Below are 17,079 nucleotides of genomic sequence, written 5' to 3'. Positions count from 1 at the left end.
GCCGGTCAGTTCAGAGGGGCCGAGGGAGCCGATGCCGTGGCGGTGGCCGGGGGCTGCCAGCCGCCGCCCAGCGCGCGCGCCAGGCCCACCTGGGTGTCGAGCGCGCGGGCGGCGAGATCGACGGCCAGGCGGCGCTGCGCCAGCACGGAGGTTTCGGCGGTCAGCACGTTGAGGTAGTTGCCGAGGCCCGCGCGGTAGCGCTGCACGGCGATGTCGTAGGCACCTTCGGCGGCCGTCTGCGCGGCGCGCTGCTCGGCCTGCTGGCGGGTGATCGACTGCGCGCTCGTGACCTGGTCGGCCGCGTCGCGCACCGCGTCGATCACGGTGGCGTTGTAGCTTTCGATGGCCACATCGAGGTCGGCCGACTTGCCGCGCAGGTTGGCGCGCAGCTTGCCGCCTTCGAAGATCGGCAGGCTGATGGCCGGGCCCACGCCCCACTGCTCGCTGCCCGACTTCAGCAGCTTGCCGAAGCCCAGGCTCTGGAAGCCTGCGAAGGCCGTGAGATTCACGTTGGGATAGAAGAGTGTCTTCGCGTTGGCCACGTCGCTCGTGGCGGCCTCGACGCGCCAGCGCGCGGCGGCGATGTCGGCGCGGCGGCCGAGCAGGTCGGCCGGGATGTTCGCCTGCAGCGCCATCGGCTTCACGCCCGCCAGCACCGGCGGCTTGAGCGAGGCGGTCACGTTCGGCTGGGCGACGAGCGCGTCGAGCGCGTGCTGCTGCAGCGCGATCTGCTCGTTGAGCGATTCGATCTGCTGGCGTGCCTCGGGCAGGCCGCCCTCGCTCTGGCGCAGTTCGAGGCGGGTGTCGAGGCCGGCGGAGACGCGGTCGCGCACCAGCTTCAGCGTTTCGTCGCGCTGGGCGAGCGTGCGCTGGGCAACGGTGAGCTGGTCGTTCAGGCGCGCCCACTGGAAGTAGCTGCGTGCCACGTTGCTCGCAAGCAGCACGCGGGCCGCGTCGGCGTCGGCGGCGGCGGCATTGGCGGCGCCGATGGCGGTGTCGAGCGCGGTGCGGTTCTTGCCGAAGAAGTCGAGCTCCCAGCTGGCGCTCAGCTGCAGCAGGCCGATGTTCTGCGTGGAGCCGCCCAGCGGCGCCGGGTAGATGTAGTTGCTGTTGAACTTCTGGCGGTTCAGGTCGAGGTCGCCCTTGACCTGCGGCTTGAGCGCCGCGCCCGCGATGTCGGCCGAAGCCTGCGCGCGCGCGAGGCGGGCCTGCGCGACCTGCAGGTTGGGGTTGCCGGCCACAGCCTGGTCGATGAGCGAGTTGAGCTGCGAATCGCCGAAGGCGAGCCACCACTGGCCATCCAGGCGGGACACCGGGACCGCGGCGCTGTCGGGCGCGATGCCCAGCGACGACGCGTCGCGCAGCCTGGCCTGCGAGCCGATGCCGGCCATGTCGGCGCAGCCGGCGAGTGCGACCACCAGCAGTGCGGCGGCCACGACGGGAGTGCGACGCACGGCGCGCACGGCGAGGGAATCAGTCATTTTTATCTCCACGGGCCGCGAGGGCCTGGGCGTTGTCGAGGATGCGGCGCAGATAACCCTTGAGCTGCTCCCACTCCTCCATGGTGAAACCTGCGAGGTGCTCGTTCTGCACCCTGCTGAGCACGTGCGGCACTTCCTTGGCGGCCGCGCGGCCTTCGTCGGTGAGCTCGATGTTGACCACGCGACGGTCTTCGAGCGAGCGCACGCGGCGGCACAGGCCCTTGGCCTCGAGGCGGTCGAGCAGGCGCGTCATGGCGCCGGTGTCGAGCTCGCAGGCGCGGGCCAACTCGGCCACCGTGGTGGCGGCGCCGACGTGCAGCTTGTAGAGAGGCACCCACTGCGGATAGGTAGGACTGCCCGGCTCGCACATGCGGGTTTCGACCGACTGGCCGACCGCCGTGACGATGCGGCGCATCAGGTAGCCGATGCTGTCCTCCGCCCGGTAGGTCTCGGGGCTATAGAAAGCGACGGACGCACGACGCTCCTCGCCGGCGGGAACCGACGGGTCTTGAGGGGTGTTTGCATCGCTCATAGGCCAAATATTAGTTGCCTCGGCAATTATTGTCAAGGCTACCTTTGTAGAGGCAAGGGATCGGTAGAATCGGCGCATGGCTTCCACCCCACCGTCTTCCATGGCCAAGGGCTCGCCCCGATCGCTCTCGGGCCTGAGCCCTTTTCTTCGCCCGTACCGTGTGCAGATCGTGCTGGCGGGCCTGTTTCTGGTGCTGGCGGCGGTCACCACGCTGGCTTTTCCTATCGCCCTGCGCAGCCTGATTGACAACGGCCTCATCAGCTCCGACAAGGGCGCGCAGACCATGGCGCTGCGCGAGCACTTCGGCGCCCTCTTCGCCGTGGCCGTGGCGCTGGGCGTCTTCTCGGCGGCGCGCTTCTATACGGTGAGCTGGCTGGGCGAGCGCGTGACGGCCGACATCCGCAACGCCGTCTACGGCCACGTGCTCAAGCAGAGCCCCGTTTTCTTCGAGACCACGCAGACCGGCGAGGTGCTGTCGCGCCTGACGGCCGACACCACGCTGGTGCAGACGGTCGTCGGCTCCTCGCTGAGCATGGGCCTGCGCAATGCGGTGATGGGCGTGGGTGCCCTGGCCGTGCTGATCTGGACCAACCCCTACGTGATGGTGCAGGTGCTGGGCATCCTCGTGCTGGTGGTGCTGCCCAGCATGGTGTTCGGCCGCCGCGTGCGCAAGCTCTCGCGCGCCAGCCAGGATCGCGTGGCCGACTCGAGCGCCATTGCCGCCGAGGTGCTGAATGCCATTCCGGTGGTGCAGAGCTACACCGCCGAAGGCCGCGAGGCCGCGCGCTTCAGCGGCTCGACAGAGAACGCCTTCCGCACCGCCGTTCGCCGCACACGGGCGCGATCGGTGCTGGTGGCGTTCATCATCATCGCGACCTCGGCGGCGCTGCTCTGGGGCCTCTACCAGGGCACGCAGGCCGTCCTGCGCGGCGACATCACCGCCGGCCACCTGGGCCAGACCGTCGTCTATGTCGCCATCCTCGCCAGCGCGACCGCCGTGCTCGGCGAGGTGTACGGCGACCTGCTGCGCGCGGCCGGCGCGACCGAGCGGCTGATGGAGCTGCTGCATGCGCCCGCTGCCATCGTTTCACCCGCGAACCCGGCGATTGCCCCCGTGCCGGTCGCGGGCAGTGGCATCAGGTTCGACGCGGTGACCTTCCACTACCCTTCCCGCCCCGGCACTCCGGCCTTGCGCGACTTCAGCCTCGACATCGCGCCGGGCGAAACCGTGGCGCTGGTCGGTTCGAGCGGCGCGGGCAAGAGCACCGTGTTCCAGCTGCTGCTGCGCTACTACGACCCGCAATCGGGCCGCTTGCTGCTCGACGGCGCGCCGCTGGCGTCGCTCGCCCTGCCCGAGCTGCGCACCCGCATCGGCTTGGTTCCGCAGGATGCCGTGATCTTCTCGGCCAGCGCGCTGGACAACATCCGCTACGGCCGCCCCGAAGCCACGACGGAAGAAGTGCAAGCCGCGGCTCGCGCCGCCTTCGCCCACGACTTCCTGCAGGCACTGCCCGAGGGCTACGACACCTTCCTCGGCGAGCGAGGCGTGCGCCTGTCGGGCGGCCAGCGCCAGCGCATCGCGATCGCGCGCGCGATCCTGAAGAACCCGCCGCTGCTGCTGCTCGACGAAGCCACGAGCGCGCTCGACGCGGAGAGCGAGCGCATGGTGCAGGCCGCACTCGAGTCGGCGATGGAGAACCGGACCACGCTGGTGATCGCGCACCGCCTGGCGACGGTACAGAAGGCCGACCGCATCGTGGTGCTGGACCACGGCGGGATCGTCGAACAGGGAACGCACGCGACGCTGGTCGCGCAGGGCGGCGTGTATGCGCGGCTGGCCGCGCTCCAATTCACGGCCTGAACGGCCCCGCCCCTGGCCGGATTACTGCAGGGTTTCCTTCAGCCCGGCCGGAATCGGCAGCGCCATCACCGGAATGCCTTCGTCGAGCAGCGCTTCCGTCTGCTCGGGCGTCGCCTGGCCTCGAATGCCGCGCTCCTTGGTCTCGCCGTAGTGCATCTTCCGGGCCTCGTCCGCGAAACGGTCGCCGACGTCCTCGGTCTTCGCCAGCACCTCGCGCACGGCGCGCATCCAGCGGGCTTCGGGCGAGATGTCGGCGGGAACGTTGGAAGAAGCAACTGCTGCCGCGGGCGCAGGCGCGGCGGCCTCCTGCGGCGCCTTGGCGTTGCCCAGGTTGAGGCGCGGCGCGCTCAGCAGCTTGACGATGCCGGTGTCGCCGCAGACCGGGCACTCGACCAGGCCTGAAGCCAGCTGGGTCTCGAAATCCTCGCTCGAGGCGAACCAGCCTTCGAAGCCGTGGCCGTGGGTGCAGCGGAGATCGAGAACCTTCATGCGCGGATTATCCCGCGCTGCCTTGAGCAGGCGCGGGCTGCCAATCCAGAGCCCATGCGCCTGAAAGGACGTTCTGCAGCCAGAGCGTGCAGGTCAGGGTCTTGGCGTCGGTGACCTTGCCTTCGCGGCACCAGCCGGCCAGTTCGTCGGGCGTGGCCGTGAAAACGTCGAGGAACTCGCCGTGGTCAAGCTGCCGCTCGCCGAGCGAAAGGCCCCGCGCGAAGTAGATATGGATGATCTCGGTCGAGTAGGCCACCGCGAGGTGCATGGCACCTGCGTAAGCCCATTCGCGTGCCGTGTAGCCGGTCTCCTCGATCAGCTCGCGCCGGCCGCAGTCGAACGGGTCTTCACCCGCATCGAGCTTGCCCGCGGGAAACTCGATCATCACGTGGTCGACCGGGTAGCGGAACTGCCGCTCCAGCACGATGCGGCCGTCGTCCAGCAGCGGAATCACGACCACGGCGCCGGGATGCACCACGTACTCCCGCGTAGCGCTGTGGCCGTCGGGCAGGCGGATGGTGTCGCGCCGGGCCCGCAGGAACTTGCCCTCGAACAGCTCCTCGCGGCTCAGGAGCTCTTCCTTCAGGTGCGAATCGGTGGTGTCGGTGGGCTTGGTGGTCATGAGATCGTCTTCAGTGCCTGTGCTTCATCAGGTAGCGCCAGGTGAACCCCGGAAAGGCCAGCACGATGAACAGCGCGCCGGTCACCGCGTAGAACTCCCAGCCCTGAGCGGCGATCTGCCCTGCCCTGCGCTCGAACAGCAACCCGATGCCGCCGGCCAGAAAGTACAAGACCACCAGCTCGGCGAGGCGCACCGCGAGCGACTTGGGAGCAGTCGCCAGCGGCACGACGCCGAACAGGCGGTCGTTGAAGAACGGCAGGTTGGCGGCCACCAGGGCCACCAGCAATACGACCCAGACCGACGCGGTTTGCGACACCCGAGGCCGGCCGCGTCAGTGGGCCAGGGTTGCCACGATCGCGTCGTAGCAGAGCGTCATCAGGCCGCCGGGCACGATGCCCAGGATCAGGATCAGCGCGCCGTTGATCGTGAGCACCGTACGCACGTCGCGCGGTGCCGACACGGTGGTGGCCGTGACGGGTGCGTCGAAGTACATGACCTTGACCACGCGCAGGTAGTAGAACGCGCCGATCAGCGACATCATCACCGCGAACACGGCCAGGCCGATGTAGATGGCATGGCCCGAGGCGATCAGCGCCTGCAGCACGGCCAGCTTCGCGTAGAAGCCGACGAGCGGCGGCAGACCGGCCAGCGAGAACATCGCGATCGACATCACGCCGGCGTACAGCGGGCTGCGCTGGTTCAGGCCGGCCAGGTCGGTGATCTCCTCGCTCTCGAAGCCTTCGCGCGCCAGCAGCAGGATGATGCCGAAGCTCGCCAGCGTGGTCAGCACGTAGGTCACGATGTAGAACATCGCGGCGCTGTAGGCGTACTGGGCGTTGTAGGTGCCCTGCTGGTCCGAGCCGGCGACCAGGCCGAGGAGCATGAAGCCCATCTGCGAGATCGTCGAGTAGGCCAGCATGCGCTTCAGGTTGCTCTGCGCGATGGCGGCCAGGTTGCCGACCAGCAGCGAGGCGATGGCCAGCACGGCGAGCATCTGCTGCCAGTCGATGGCCAGCGGCTGCAGTGCGTCGACCAGCAGGCGGATGATGATCGCGAAGGCGGCCAGTTCGGGCGCCGCGCCGATCAGCAGCGTGACCGCCGTCGGTGCGCCCTGGTAGACGTCGGGCACCCACATGTGGAACGGAGCGGCACCCACCTTGAAGGCCAGGCCGGCGACGATGAACACGAGGCCGAACACCAGCACCTGGTGATTCACCTTGCCGCTCGCGATGGTCTTGAACACTTCGTTCACGTCGAGCGAGCCGGTCGCGCCGTACATCATCGACAGGCCGTACAGCAGGAAGCCGCTGGCCATGGCGCCGAGCACGAAGTACTTCATGGCCGCTTCGCTGGCCACCGCGTTGTCGCGGCGCAGCGCCACCAGCGCGTAGCTCGACAGCGTGAGCAGTTCGAGGCCCAGGTAGATCAGCAGGAAGTTGCTGCCCGAGATCATCACGAACATGCCCAGCAGCGCGAACATGCTGATGGTGAACAGTTCGCCGCCGCGCAGCATCTCGCGGTCGGCCGCGTAGGGACGACCGTAGACCAGCGTGACCATCAGGGCGACGGTGGCGAAGCACTTGAGCCAGTTGCCCATCGGGTCGCTGACGACCATGCCGCCGAAGCCGTAGATGGTCTTGGCTTCCGCGGCCTGCAGGCCCGACAGCACGGCGACCACGGCCAGCGTGAGCAGCGTGAGCACATAGGTGCGGGTACGGCGGGCGCTCGTGTCCGACAGGTCGACCAGCGCAATGATGCAGGCCATGACCAGCAACACGATTTCGGGGTAGATCGTGACCCAGCTGAGTTTGTCAATCATCTCGTTCTCTTCTTCAGCGTGGCATCAGGAAGGCAGCTTCGAAACTGCCACGTGGCGCAGGAGCTCGGTCACGGAAGCGTCCATCGCGTCGGTGAACGGCTTCGGGAACAGGCCCATCCACAGCACGGCGATGGCCAGCAGTGCCAGCATCAGGAATTCGCGCGAATTGATGTCGCTGAGTTCCTTCACGTGGTCGTTGCCGACCGGGCCCAGATACACGCGCTTGTACATCCACAGGGTATAGGCGGCGCCGAAGATCAGCGCGGTCGCTGCACCGAGGCCGATCCAGAAATTGGCCTTCACGGCACCCAGGATCACCATCCACTCGCCCACGAAACCGGCGGTGCCCGGCAGGCCGCAGTTGGCCATGGCGAACAGCAGCGCGAACGCGGCGAACTTGGGCATGGTGTTCACCACGCCGCCGTAGTCGGCGATCTGGCGCGAGTGCACGCGGTCGTACAGCACGCCGATGCCCAGGAACATGGCGCCCGACACGAAGCCGTGCGCAATCATCTGCACGATGCCGCCGGACACGCCGAGCTCGTTGAAGATGAAGAAGCCGAGCGTCACGAAGCCCATGTGGGCGACCGACGAGTAGGCCACCAGCTTCTTCATGTCCTGCTGCACCAGCGCCACCAGGCCGACGTAGATCACGGCGATCAGCGACAGCGCGATCATGAGCCAGGCCCATTCGTGCGAGGCGTCGGGTGCGATCGGCATCGAGAAGCGCAGGAAGCCGTAGGCGCCCAGCTTCAGCATGATCGCGGCCAGCACTGCGGAACCGCCCGTGGGCGCCTCGACGTGCACGTCGGGCAGCCAGGTGTGCACCGGCCACATCGGCACCTTCACCGCGAACGCCGCGAAGAAGGCGAAGAACAGGAAGGTCTGCGCGGTCGAACCCAGCGGCAGCTTGTGCCACGACAGGATGTCGAAGCTGCCGCCCGACTTGTTGTACAGGTAGATCAGCGCCACCAGCATCAGCAGCGAGCCGAGCAAGGTGTAGAGGAAGAACTTGAAGGCCGCGTAGATCTTGTTCGGGCCGCCCCAGATGCCGATGATCAGGTACATCGGGATCAGCGTGGCTTCGAAGAACACGTAGAACAGCACGCCGTCGAGCGCGGCGAACACGCCGATCATGAAGCCCGACAGGATCAGGAACGCGCCCATGTACTGGTTCACGCGCTCGGTGATCACTTCCCAGGCCGAGATCACCACGATGACCGTGATGAACGACGTCAGCAGCACCAGCCAGAGCGACAGACCGTCGATCCCGAGGTGGTAGTTGACGTTGAAGCGCGAGATCCAGCCCGTCTTCTCGACGAACTGCATCGCGGCGGTGCCGTTCTGGAAGCGCGTGAACAGCGGCACCGTGACCAGGAAGCTCACGATGGCACCGACGAGCGCGACCCAGCGCACGCCCTTGGCGTGCTCGTCACGGCCAAACGCCAGCAGCACGGCGCCGAATGCGATCGGCACCCAGATGGCAAGGCTCAACAAACCCATTTTTCTTTTTCTCCAGCGCTAGGCTCAGCGTTTGAACCAGACGAAGTACGTCATCAGGATGAAGATGCCGAGCAGCATCGCGAAGGCGTAGTGGTAGATGTAGCCCGACTGCATCCAGCGCACCACGCCGGAGATACGACCCACCACCTTCCAGGAACCGTTCACCACGGCGCCGTCGATCAGGGCCTGGTCGCCGCCCTTCCACAGGCCGGTGCCCAGGGCACGCGTGGCGCGGGCGATGACGTTCTCGTTGAACCAGTCCATGTAGTACTTGTTCTCGAGCAGGCGGTAGATCGGGCCGAAGGCACGCTTGATCGCCGCCGGCAGCGCCGGGTTGATCATGTACATGTACCAGGACAGGACCACGCCGGCCAGCGCCAGCCAGAACGGCGGCGTCTGCAGGCCATGGATGGCCATGGCCACCGGGCCGTGGAACGCCTCTTCCAGCTCTTTCATGGCGTGGTGCTTGGCACCGTCCACGAAGATGGCGTTCTTGAAGAACTCGCCGAAGAGCATCGGGTCGATCGTCATGAAGCCGATCACGACCGACGGGATTGCCAGCAGCACCAGCGGCAGCCAGACCACCCAGGGCGATTCGTGCGGCTTGTGCTCATGGCCGTGACCATGATCGTCATGACCGTGACCATGGTCGTCATGGTGCGCATCGGGGTTCTGGTCGTAGCGCTCCTTGCCGTGGAAGACCAGGAAATACATGCGGAACGAATAGAAGGCCGTGATGAACACGCCGGCCAGCACCGCGTAGTAGGCGAAGTTCGCGCCCCACAGGTGGCTTTCGTGCACTGCCTCGATGATGCTGTCCTTCGAGTAGAAGCCCGAGAAGAACGGCGTGCCGATCAGCGCGAGCGAACCCAGCAGCGAGGTGATCCAGGTGATAGGCATGTACTTGCGCACGCCGCCCATCCAGCGGATGTCCTGGTTGTGGTGCATGCCGATGATGACCGAGCCCGCGCCGAGGAACAGCAGCGCCTTGAAGAACGCGTGCGTCATCAGGTGGAACACCGCGACCGAGTAGGCCGAGGCACCGAGCGCGACCGTCATGTAGCCGAGCTGCGAGAGCGTCGAATACGCGACCACGCGCTTGATGTCGTTCTGGATGATGCCCAGGAAGCCCATGAACAGCGCGGTGATGGCGCCGATCACGAGGATGAAGCTCAGGGCGGTGTCGCTCAGCTCGAACAGCGGCGACATGCGCGCCACCATGAAGATGCCGGCCGTCACCATCGTTGCCGCGTGGATCAGCGCCGAGATGGGGGTCGGGCCTTCCATCGAGTCGGGCAGCCACACGTGCAGCGGGAACTGGGCGCTCTTACCCATCGCTCCGATGAACAGGCAGATGCAGATCACCGTGATGAGCATCCATTCGGTGCCCGGGAAGGTGATGCCGGCCAGCGTGCCCGCCTTGGCGAAGGCTTCGGTGTAGTTCAGCGTGCCGGCGTAGGCAGCGATCAGGCCGATGCCGAGGATGAAACCGAAGTCGCCCACGCGGTTGACCAGGAAGGCCTTCATGTTCGCGAAGATCGCGGTGGGCTTGTTGAACCAGAAGCCGATCAGCAGGTACGACACCAGGCCCACCGCTTCCCAGCCGAAGAACAGCTGGAGCATGTTGTTGCTCATGACGAGCATCAGCATCGAGAAGGTGAACAGCGAGATGTACGCGAAGAAACGGTTGTAGCCGTCGTCCTCTTCCATGTAGCCGATGGTGTAGATGTGGACCATCAGCGACACGAAGGTCACGACGCACATCATCATGGCGGTGAGGCCGTCGACCATGAAGCCGACTTCCATCTTCAGGCCGCCGACCACCATCCATTCGTAGATGGTCTCGTTGAAGCGGGCGCCGTCGGCGATCACGCTCTTGAGCGTCATCGCCGAGATGATGAAGGCGACCAGCACGCCGAGGATGGTCAGCGAGTGCGTGACCTTGCGGCCGATGTGATTGCCGCCGAACTTGGTGCCGAACACGCCGGCAAGGGCTGCGCCGACCAGGGGTGCCAGCGGCACGGCCAGCAGTGTGGATGCGGAAAGGGTTGCGCTCATGTTGCTGTCAACCCTTGAGCGAGTTGAGTTCGTCGACGTTGATGTTCGACCTGTTGCGGAACAGCAGGACCAGCAGTGCCAGCCCGATGGCCGACTCGGCCGCGGCCACCGTCAGGATGAAGAACACGAAGATCTGGCCGTGCATGTCGCCCAGGAAGTGCGAGAAGGCCACGAAGTTCATGTTGACGGCCAGGAGCATCAGCTCGATGGCCATCAGCAGGACGATCAGGTTCTTGCGGTTCAGGAAGATGCCGATCACGGACAGCGCGAAAAGCATCGCGCCGAGCGAAAGAAAGTGTCCGAGCGTGAGCGTCATGCCTTGTTTTCCTTTGCAGCGTCCGCAGCTGCTGCTTCAGCCGCAACGGGTTCGGCCGCACGCGTCGCCGGCATCTGCACGATGCGCACGCGGTCGCGGGCCTTCACGCGAACCTGGTCGGCCGGGTTGACGTACTTGCTGTCCTTGCGAGTGCGCAGCGTCAGGGCAATGGCGGCCACGATGGCCACGAGCAGGATGACCGCGGCGATTTCCAGCGGGTAGAGATATTCGGAGTAGAGCAGCTTGCCCAGTTCGAGCGTATTGGAAGTGTTGGCCGCCGCACCGGCAACGGCGCGCGGCGCCTCGCCCAGGCGGAAGCCGCCCATGAGCACGGCCGCCATTTCGAGCGCGATCAGCGCACCTACGCCCGCCGCCAGCGGGAAGTGCTTCCAGAAGCCCTCCCGCAAGCTGTCGACGTTGATGTCCAGCATCATCACCACGAACAGGAACAGCACCATCACGGCGCCCACATACACGAGCACGAGCGAGATCGCGAGGAACTCGGCGCGCAGCAGCAGCCAGATGGCCGATGCCTGGAAGAAGGCCAGAACCAGGTACAGCGCGGCGTACACGGGGTTGCGGGCGGTGATGACGCGGAATGCTGCGAACAGCAGCACCACGGCAAACAGATAGAACAGACCGGTCTTGACGTCCATTGGAATTCGAATTGGTACGGGTTTCGGGCTGAACCAGGTCAGCGGTACTTGGCGTCGGCCGCCTTGTTCGCTGCGATTTCCTTCTCGTAGCGGTCACCCACGGCCAGCAGCATGTCCTTGGTGAAGTACAGGTCGCCGCGCTTTTCGCCGTGGTACTCGAAGATATGCGTCTCGACGATCGAGTCGACCGGGCAGCTTTCTTCGCAGAAGCCGCAGAAGATGCACTTGGTCAGGTCGATGTCGTAGCGCGTCGTGCGGCGCGAGCCGTCGTCGCGCACGTCCGATTCGATGGTGATGGCCAGCGCTGGGCAGACGGCCTCGCAGAGCTTGCAGGCGATGCAGCGTTCTTCGCCGTTCTCATAGCGGCGCAGCGCGTGCAGGCCGCGGAAGCGCGGCGACAGCGGCGTCTTCTCTTCGGGGAACTGCACCGTGATCTTGCGGGCGAAGGCGTACTTGCCGGTGATGGCCAGGCCCTTGAACAGCTCGAACAGCATGAAGCTGCTCAGGAAGTCCTTGAGCGAGAAAGGCGCGGATGGTGTTGCGGTGTGCGCAGCAGACATGATGTTGGCGCTCCCTGTTATTTCCAGATGTTGAACGGCGTCTGCATCCAGCCACCGACCACGACCAGCCACACGAGCGTGACGGGAATGAAGATCTTCCAGCCCAGACGCATGATCTGGTCATAGCGGAAGCGCGGGAACGTCGAACGCACCCACAGGAACATGGTGACCACGCAGAAGGTCTTGAGGCCCAGCCAGATCCAGCCCGGGATGAAGCTCAGGAACTCGAACGGCGGCAGCCATCCGCCGAGGAACAGCACCACGGTCAGGATCGAGACGAGCCACATGTTGGCGTACTCGGCCAGGAAGAACATCGCGAAGCTCATGCCCGAGTACTCGATCATGTGGCCGGCCACGATTTCGGACTCACCTTCCACCACGTCGAAGGGGTGGCGGTTGGTTTCGGCAAGGCCCGAAATGAAGTAGACGACGAAGATCGGCAGCAGCGGCAGCCAGTTCCACGACAGGAAGCCGACGCCCATGTTGGCGAATATGCCCTTGCCCTGCACGTTGACGATTTCCGTCATGTTCAGGCTGCCGGTGACCATCAGCACCACGACGAAGCAGAAGCCCATCGCGATTTCGTAGCTCACCATCTGTGCCGAGGCGCGCAGCGCGCCCAGGAAAGCGTACTTCGAGTTCGATGCCCAGCCGGCGATGATCACGCCGTACACCTCGAGCGAGGTGATGGCCATCACGAACAGCAGGCCGGCGTTGATGTTCGCCAGCGCCACGTCGGGACCGAAGGGAATCACGGCCCACGCGGCCAGCGCCGGCATGATGGTCATGATCGGGCCGAGCAGGAACAGGCCCTTGTTGGCGACCGTCGGAAGAATGATTTCCTTGGTCATCAGCTTGAGCGCGTCGGCGATCGGCTGGAGCAGGCCCAGCGGTCCGATGCGGTTCGGGCCGATGCGGATCTGCGTGAAGCCGATGGCCTTGCGCTCCCACAGCGTGAGGTACGCCACGGCCAGCATCAGCGGAATGACGACGACGATGATCTTGATCAGCGTCCAGACCACCGGCCAGACCACGCCGGTCCACCAACCTGCGGCAACCAGCCCTTGGCCGAAGCCATGAATGGTGTCGACGATCATGCCAGTGCCTCCTCGGCACGAGCCGACACGTTCGAACCGGCCGATGCGTTGCGTGCGTCGGCGGTCAGTTGCAGCGACGGTGCGCGACGCACGATCGAATCCAGTTGGTAGATGCTCGCGACCACGGGTGCGGCAACCGCGCCGTTCGAAGCGGCGGCATTCGCGGACGTGGCATTGCTCAGCGCATTCGCCGGCACCGCGCCCTTGTCACCCACGGTGGCCAGCACTTCGGCGGTCGATTCGAACGCGAAGCCGGGCAGGCCCAGCAGGTTGGCCAGCACGCGCAGCACCTTCCAGGCCGGACGCGTTTCGCCCTGCGGCTTCACGACGGCGTGGAAACCTTGCAGGCGGCCTTCGGCATTGACGAAGGTGCCAGGGGTTTCGGTGAACGGTGCGATCGGCAGCAGCACGTCGCTGAATTCGAGGTTGGCCTTGAAGGGGCTCAGCGTGACGACCATCTGCGCATTGCCGATGACATCGGCGGCGGCAGCTCCGGCGGCCGAATCGAACACCGGCTCGGTGTTCAGCAGCAGCACGGCCTTCAGGCCGGAGCCGTCGGCGAGCATGCGGCCGGCATCGAGGCCGCCGTTCTTCGGGAAGGCGCCGACGATCTGCGCGCCCACGGTGTTGGCGGCTTCGGTCAGGTACCCGACGGTGGCGCCGGTCTGCGCGCCGATCCAGTTGGCCAGCGCCAGCAGGCTGCTCGCCTGGGCGTGGTGCGCGGCGGCGTTGCCGAGCAGGATGGCCTTGCGCTCGCCGCTCAGCAGTGAGGCGGCGATCGCCTTCGCGGTGGCATCAGGTGCGTTCTTCGGTGCCAGCGGCGCAGCTGCGCCGTTGGTCTCGCCGATGGCGGCGGCCACTGCTGCGAGTGCTTCGACCCACTGGCCGGCTTCGACGATGGACGACTGCGCCACGTTGATGGCCCAGGCGTCGCGGTCCGCCATCAAGCTTGCCGACGTGATCACCGACAGCGCGGCGCCCTTGCGCACGGCCTGGCGGATGCGCTGCGCGAACAGCGGGTGTTCCTTGCGCAGGTTCGAGCCCACGACCAGCGCGCGCTGCACTTGCGTGAGCGAGGCAATCGAGGTGCCGAGCCAGCGCACGCCTTCGAAGGCCGCGAATTCGGCGTTGCGCAGGCGGTAGTCGATGTTGTCGCTGCCGAGCTCACGCGTGAGCATGGTGGCGAGCTGCAGTTCTTCGAGCGTGCTGTGCGGGCTGACCAGCGTACCGATGCTCTGCGCGCCGTGGTCGGCCTTGATCTGCTTCAGGCCGTTGGCGACGTACTCGAGCGCCGTCTGCCAGTCGACCTGCTGCCACTGGCCGCCCTGCTTCAGCATGGGCTGCGTCAGGCGTTCCGGGCCGTTGAGGGCTTCGTACGAGAAGCGGTCGCGGTCGGCGATCCAGCATTCGTTGACGTCTTCGTTCTCGAGCGGCACCACGCGCATCACGCGGTTGTTCTTGACCTGGACGATCAGGTTGGCGCCGGTCGAATCGTGCGGGCTCACCGACTTGCGGCGCGACAGTTCCCAGGTGCGGGCGCTGTAGCGGAAGGGCTTGCTCGTGAGCGCGCCGACCGGGCAGATGTCGATCATGTTGCCCGAGAGCTCTGAGTCGACCGAGTCGCCCACGAAGGTTTCGATTTCGGAGTGCTCGCCGCGATTCGACATGCCGAGCTCCATCACGCCGGCCACTTCCTGGCCGAAGCGGACGCAGCGCGTGCAGTGGATGCAGCGGCTCATCTCTTCCATGCTGATCAGCGGGCCGACGTCCTTGTGGAAGACGACGCGCTTTTCCTCTTCGTAGCGCGAAGAGGAACCGCCGTAGCCGACGGCCAGATCCTGCAGCTGGCACTCACCGCCCTGGTCGCAGATCGGGCAATCCAGCGGGTGGTTGATCAGGAGGAACTCCATGACCGACTGCTGCGCCTTGATGGCCTTCTCGCTCTTGGTGCGGACGATCATGCCCTGCGTGACGGGCGTGGCGCAGGCCGGCATCGGCTTGGGCGCCTTTTCCACGTCCACGAGGCACATGCGGCAGTTGGCCGCGATGCTCAGTTTCTTGTGATAGCAGAAGTGCGGGATGTACGTGCCGGCCTTGTCGGCCGCATGCATGACCATGCTGCCTTCGGCGACTTCGACCTTCTTGCCGTCGAGTTCGATTTCAACCATATGTGTGTTTCTCGCGCTCAGGCCTTGACGGGCGCTTTCGGTACGTAGCCCGGGATCAGGGCCTCGAACTCGTGACGGAAATGCTTGATCATGGCGCGCACCGGCATCGCCGCCGCGTCGCCGAGGGCGCAGATCGTGCGCCCCTGGATGTTGTCGGCCACCGAGTTCAGCAGGTCCATGTCGGACGCCCTGCCCTGCCCATTGTGGATGCGGTCCACCACGCGGTAGAGCCAGCCCGTGCCTTCGCGGCAGGGCGTGCACTGGCCGCAGGACTCGTGCATGTAGAAGTACGACAGGCGGCGCAGCGACTCGACCATCGAGCGGCTGTCGTCCATGACGATGACCGCGCCCGAGCCCAGCATCGAGCCGGCCTTGGAGATGGAGTCGTAGTCCATCGTGCAGTCCATCATGATCGACGCAGGCAGCACCGGGGCAGACGAACCACCGGGAATCACCGCCTTCAGCGTGCGGCCCTTGCGCACGCCGCCGGCCAGCTCGAGGAGCTTGGAGAACGGGGTGCCCATCGGGACTTCGTAGTTGCCGGGCAGCTCGACGTCACCGCTCACCGAGTAGATCTTGGTGCCGCCGTTGTTCGGCTTGCCGCACTCGAGGTATGCCTGGCCGCCGTTGCGGATGATCCAGGGCACCGCCGCGAAGGTCTCGGTGTTGTTGATGGTGGTCGGCTTGCCGTACAGGCCGAAGCTCGCCGGGAACGGCGGCTTGAAGCGCGGCTGGCCCTTCTTGCCTTCGAGCGATTCGAGCAGCGCGGTTTCCTCGCCGCAGATGTAGGCGCCGAAGCCGTGAGCCGCGTGCAACTGGAAGTTGTACGTGCTGCCCATGATCTTGTCGCCGAGGTAGCCGGCGGCGCGCGCTTCTTCAAGCGCTTCCTCGAAGCGATCGTAGGTCTGGAAGATCTCGCCGTGGATGTAGTTGTAGCCCACGCTGATGCCCATCGCGTATGCGGCGATGGCCATGCCTTCGATCACGATGTGCGGGTTGAACTGCAGGATGTCGCGGTCCTTGCACGTACCCGGCTCGCCTTCGTCCGAATTGCAGACGAGGTACTTCTGGCCCGGAAACTGGCGGGGCATGAAGCTCCACTTCAGGCCCGTCGGGAAACCGGCGCCGCCGCGGCCGCGCAGGCCCGAGGCCTTGACTTCGGCAATCACCTGGTCGGGCGTGAGGCCCTCGGTGAGGATCTTGCGCAGGGCCTGGTAGCCGCCGCGCGCCTCGTAGTCGGCCAGGCGCCAGTTGGTGCCATCGAGGCCCGCGTAGATCTGCGGCTCGATGTGGCGGTCATGGAAACAGGTCTGGACACCCGTCGCCTGGAACTGCTGGAGCACTTGTTCGGGTGACATCAGGAAGCCTCCCCCTTGGTGGCCGGCGCGGCGTTGCGCAGGCCGTCGACCAGCTGGTCGAGCTTCTCGTTGGTCATGAAGCTGCACATCGTGCGGTCGTTGACCAGCATCACGGGCGAATCAGCGCAGGCGCCGAGGCATTCGCTCTGCTGCAGCGTGAACAGGCCGTCGGTCGTGGTCTCGCCCATCTTGATGCCGAGCTTCTTCTCGAGATGCACGAGGGCGGTGACGCCGTCGCGCAGCTGGCAAGGCAGGTTGGTGCACACGTTGAGCTTGAACTTGCCCACCGGATGCTGGTTGTACATGTTGTAGAAGGTCGTCACCTCGTGCACGGCGATGGGCGCCATGCCGAGGTAGTCGGCGATCTCGCGCTCGCGCTGCAGGCTGACGTAGCCCTCGTCCTGCTGGACGATGGACAGGCAGGCCATCACGGCCGACTGCTTGCCCGCTTCGGGGTACTTCGCCACCTCGCGCGCAAAGCGCTCGAGGATCGCAGGCTCCAGAGGGGCAGAAGGCGCCGAGGGCGCCGTGTCATGGTGGTGGGTCGAGGAAGTCATTC

General features: G+C 65.9%; 16 protein-coding genes. 1 reads left to right on the top strand and 15 read right to left on the bottom strand.

Annotated elements, in window-relative coordinates:
* Positions 1-5 precede the first annotated feature (5 nt).
* Together BMY35_RS24375 and BMY35_RS24370 are read right to left on the bottom strand one after the other, a co-directional pair.
* The gene (locus tag BMY35_RS24375; RefSeq protein WP_093204843.1) at positions 6-1,481 is read right to left on the bottom strand and encodes an efflux transporter outer membrane subunit; all 1,476 of its coding nucleotides are present in this window, start codon (positions 1,479-1,481) and stop codon (positions 6-8) included.
* Complete coding sequence (locus tag BMY35_RS24370) at positions 1,474-2,013, bottom strand: MarR family winged helix-turn-helix transcriptional regulator (RefSeq protein ID WP_093204840.1); 540 nt, start codon at positions 2,011-2,013, stop codon at positions 1,474-1,476. The genes BMY35_RS24375 and BMY35_RS24370 overlap by 8 nt, the downstream gene beginning before the upstream one ends.
* Positions 2,014-2,089: 76 nt before the next feature.
* Here BMY35_RS24370 and BMY35_RS24365 point away from each other — a divergent pair, with 76 nt between their 5' ends.
* A complete protein-coding gene (locus BMY35_RS24365; protein WP_093204838.1) occupies positions 2,090-3,874 on the top strand; it encodes an ABC transporter transmembrane domain-containing protein in 1,785 nt (594 codons plus the stop codon).
* Positions 3,875-3,895: 21 nt separating this feature from the next.
* On the opposite strand, the gene BMY35_RS24360 is transcribed toward BMY35_RS24365, so the two are convergent.
* From BMY35_RS24360 to nuoE, 13 genes are read right to left on the bottom strand one after another with little or no spacing between them, the layout of a single operon-like run.
* Positions 3,896-4,363, bottom strand: coding sequence for a DUF1178 family protein (locus BMY35_RS24360; RefSeq protein ID WP_093204835.1), 468 nt, complete (start codon positions 4,361-4,363; stop codon positions 3,896-3,898).
* A 7-nt stretch (positions 4,364-4,370) separates the two neighbouring features.
* Positions 4,371-4,985 carry an NUDIX domain-containing protein gene (locus BMY35_RS24355; RefSeq protein ID WP_093204833.1) on the bottom strand — a complete coding sequence of 205 codons (615 nt, stop codon included), beginning with the start codon at positions 4,983-4,985 and terminating at the stop codon, positions 4,371-4,373.
* 10 nt (positions 4,986-4,995) lie between these two features.
* Positions 4,996-5,301 (bottom strand): DUF2818 family protein, encoded by a 306-nt coding sequence (locus tag BMY35_RS24350; protein ID WP_093204830.1) that lies wholly within the window; start codon positions 5,299-5,301, stop codon positions 4,996-4,998.
* 15 nt (positions 5,302-5,316) lie between these two features.
* Positions 5,317-6,804 (bottom strand): NADH-quinone oxidoreductase subunit NuoN, encoded by a 1,488-nt coding sequence (gene nuoN, locus BMY35_RS24345; RefSeq protein WP_093204828.1) that lies wholly within the window; start codon positions 6,802-6,804, stop codon positions 5,317-5,319.
* Between the two features lie 24 nt (positions 6,805-6,828).
* Positions 6,829-8,307, bottom strand: a complete 1,479-nt coding sequence (locus BMY35_RS24340) for an NADH-quinone oxidoreductase subunit M (RefSeq protein ID WP_093204825.1) — start codon at positions 8,305-8,307, stop codon at positions 6,829-6,831.
* A gap of 24 nt (positions 8,308-8,331) precedes the next feature.
* Positions 8,332-10,365: an NADH-quinone oxidoreductase subunit L gene (nuoL, locus tag BMY35_RS24335; RefSeq protein WP_093204822.1), complete on the bottom strand. Its 2,034-nt coding sequence runs from the start codon at positions 10,363-10,365 to the stop codon at positions 8,332-8,334.
* A 7-nt stretch (positions 10,366-10,372) separates the two neighbouring features.
* Positions 10,373-10,681, bottom strand: a complete 309-nt coding sequence (gene nuoK / locus BMY35_RS24330; protein ID WP_093204819.1) for an NADH-quinone oxidoreductase subunit NuoK — start codon at positions 10,679-10,681, stop codon at positions 10,373-10,375.
* Positions 10,678-11,337, bottom strand: coding sequence for an NADH-quinone oxidoreductase subunit J (locus tag BMY35_RS24325; RefSeq protein WP_093204817.1), 660 nt, complete (start codon positions 11,335-11,337; stop codon positions 10,678-10,680). The genes nuoK and BMY35_RS24325 overlap by 4 nt, the downstream gene beginning before the upstream one ends.
* Before the next feature lie 38 nt (positions 11,338-11,375).
* A complete protein-coding gene (nuoI, locus tag BMY35_RS24320; RefSeq protein ID WP_019653385.1) occupies positions 11,376-11,897 on the bottom strand; it encodes an NADH-quinone oxidoreductase subunit NuoI in 522 nt (173 codons plus the stop codon).
* A 17-nt stretch (positions 11,898-11,914) separates the two neighbouring features.
* Positions 11,915-12,994: an NADH-quinone oxidoreductase subunit NuoH gene (gene nuoH, locus BMY35_RS24315; protein WP_371287191.1), complete on the bottom strand. Its 1,080-nt coding sequence runs from the start codon at positions 12,992-12,994 to the stop codon at positions 11,915-11,917.
* Entirely contained in the window at positions 12,991-15,162 is a 2,172-nt protein-coding gene (gene nuoG, locus BMY35_RS24310; RefSeq protein ID WP_093204814.1) for an NADH-quinone oxidoreductase subunit NuoG, read from the bottom strand. The genes nuoH and nuoG overlap by 4 nt, the downstream gene beginning before the upstream one ends.
* 17 nt (positions 15,163-15,179) lie before the next feature.
* The gene (gene nuoF, locus BMY35_RS24305) at positions 15,180-16,520 is read right to left on the bottom strand and encodes an NADH-quinone oxidoreductase subunit NuoF (RefSeq protein WP_093204812.1); all 1,341 of its coding nucleotides are present in this window, start codon (positions 16,518-16,520) and stop codon (positions 15,180-15,182) included.
* Positions 16,520-17,077, bottom strand: coding sequence for an NADH-quinone oxidoreductase subunit NuoE family protein (nuoE, locus tag BMY35_RS24300; RefSeq protein WP_177213691.1), 558 nt, complete (start codon positions 17,075-17,077; stop codon positions 16,520-16,522). The genes nuoF and nuoE overlap by 1 nt, the downstream gene beginning before the upstream one ends.
* Between the last annotated feature and the right edge of the window lie 2 nt (positions 17,078-17,079).

Origin of the sequence: Variovorax sp. YR750 (genome assembly GCF_900109805.1) — a bacterium.
GTDB lineage: Bacteria > Pseudomonadota > Gammaproteobacteria > Burkholderiales > Burkholderiaceae_C > Variovorax > Variovorax gossypii.
This window is presented reverse-complemented; position numbering and strand designations above follow the sequence as displayed.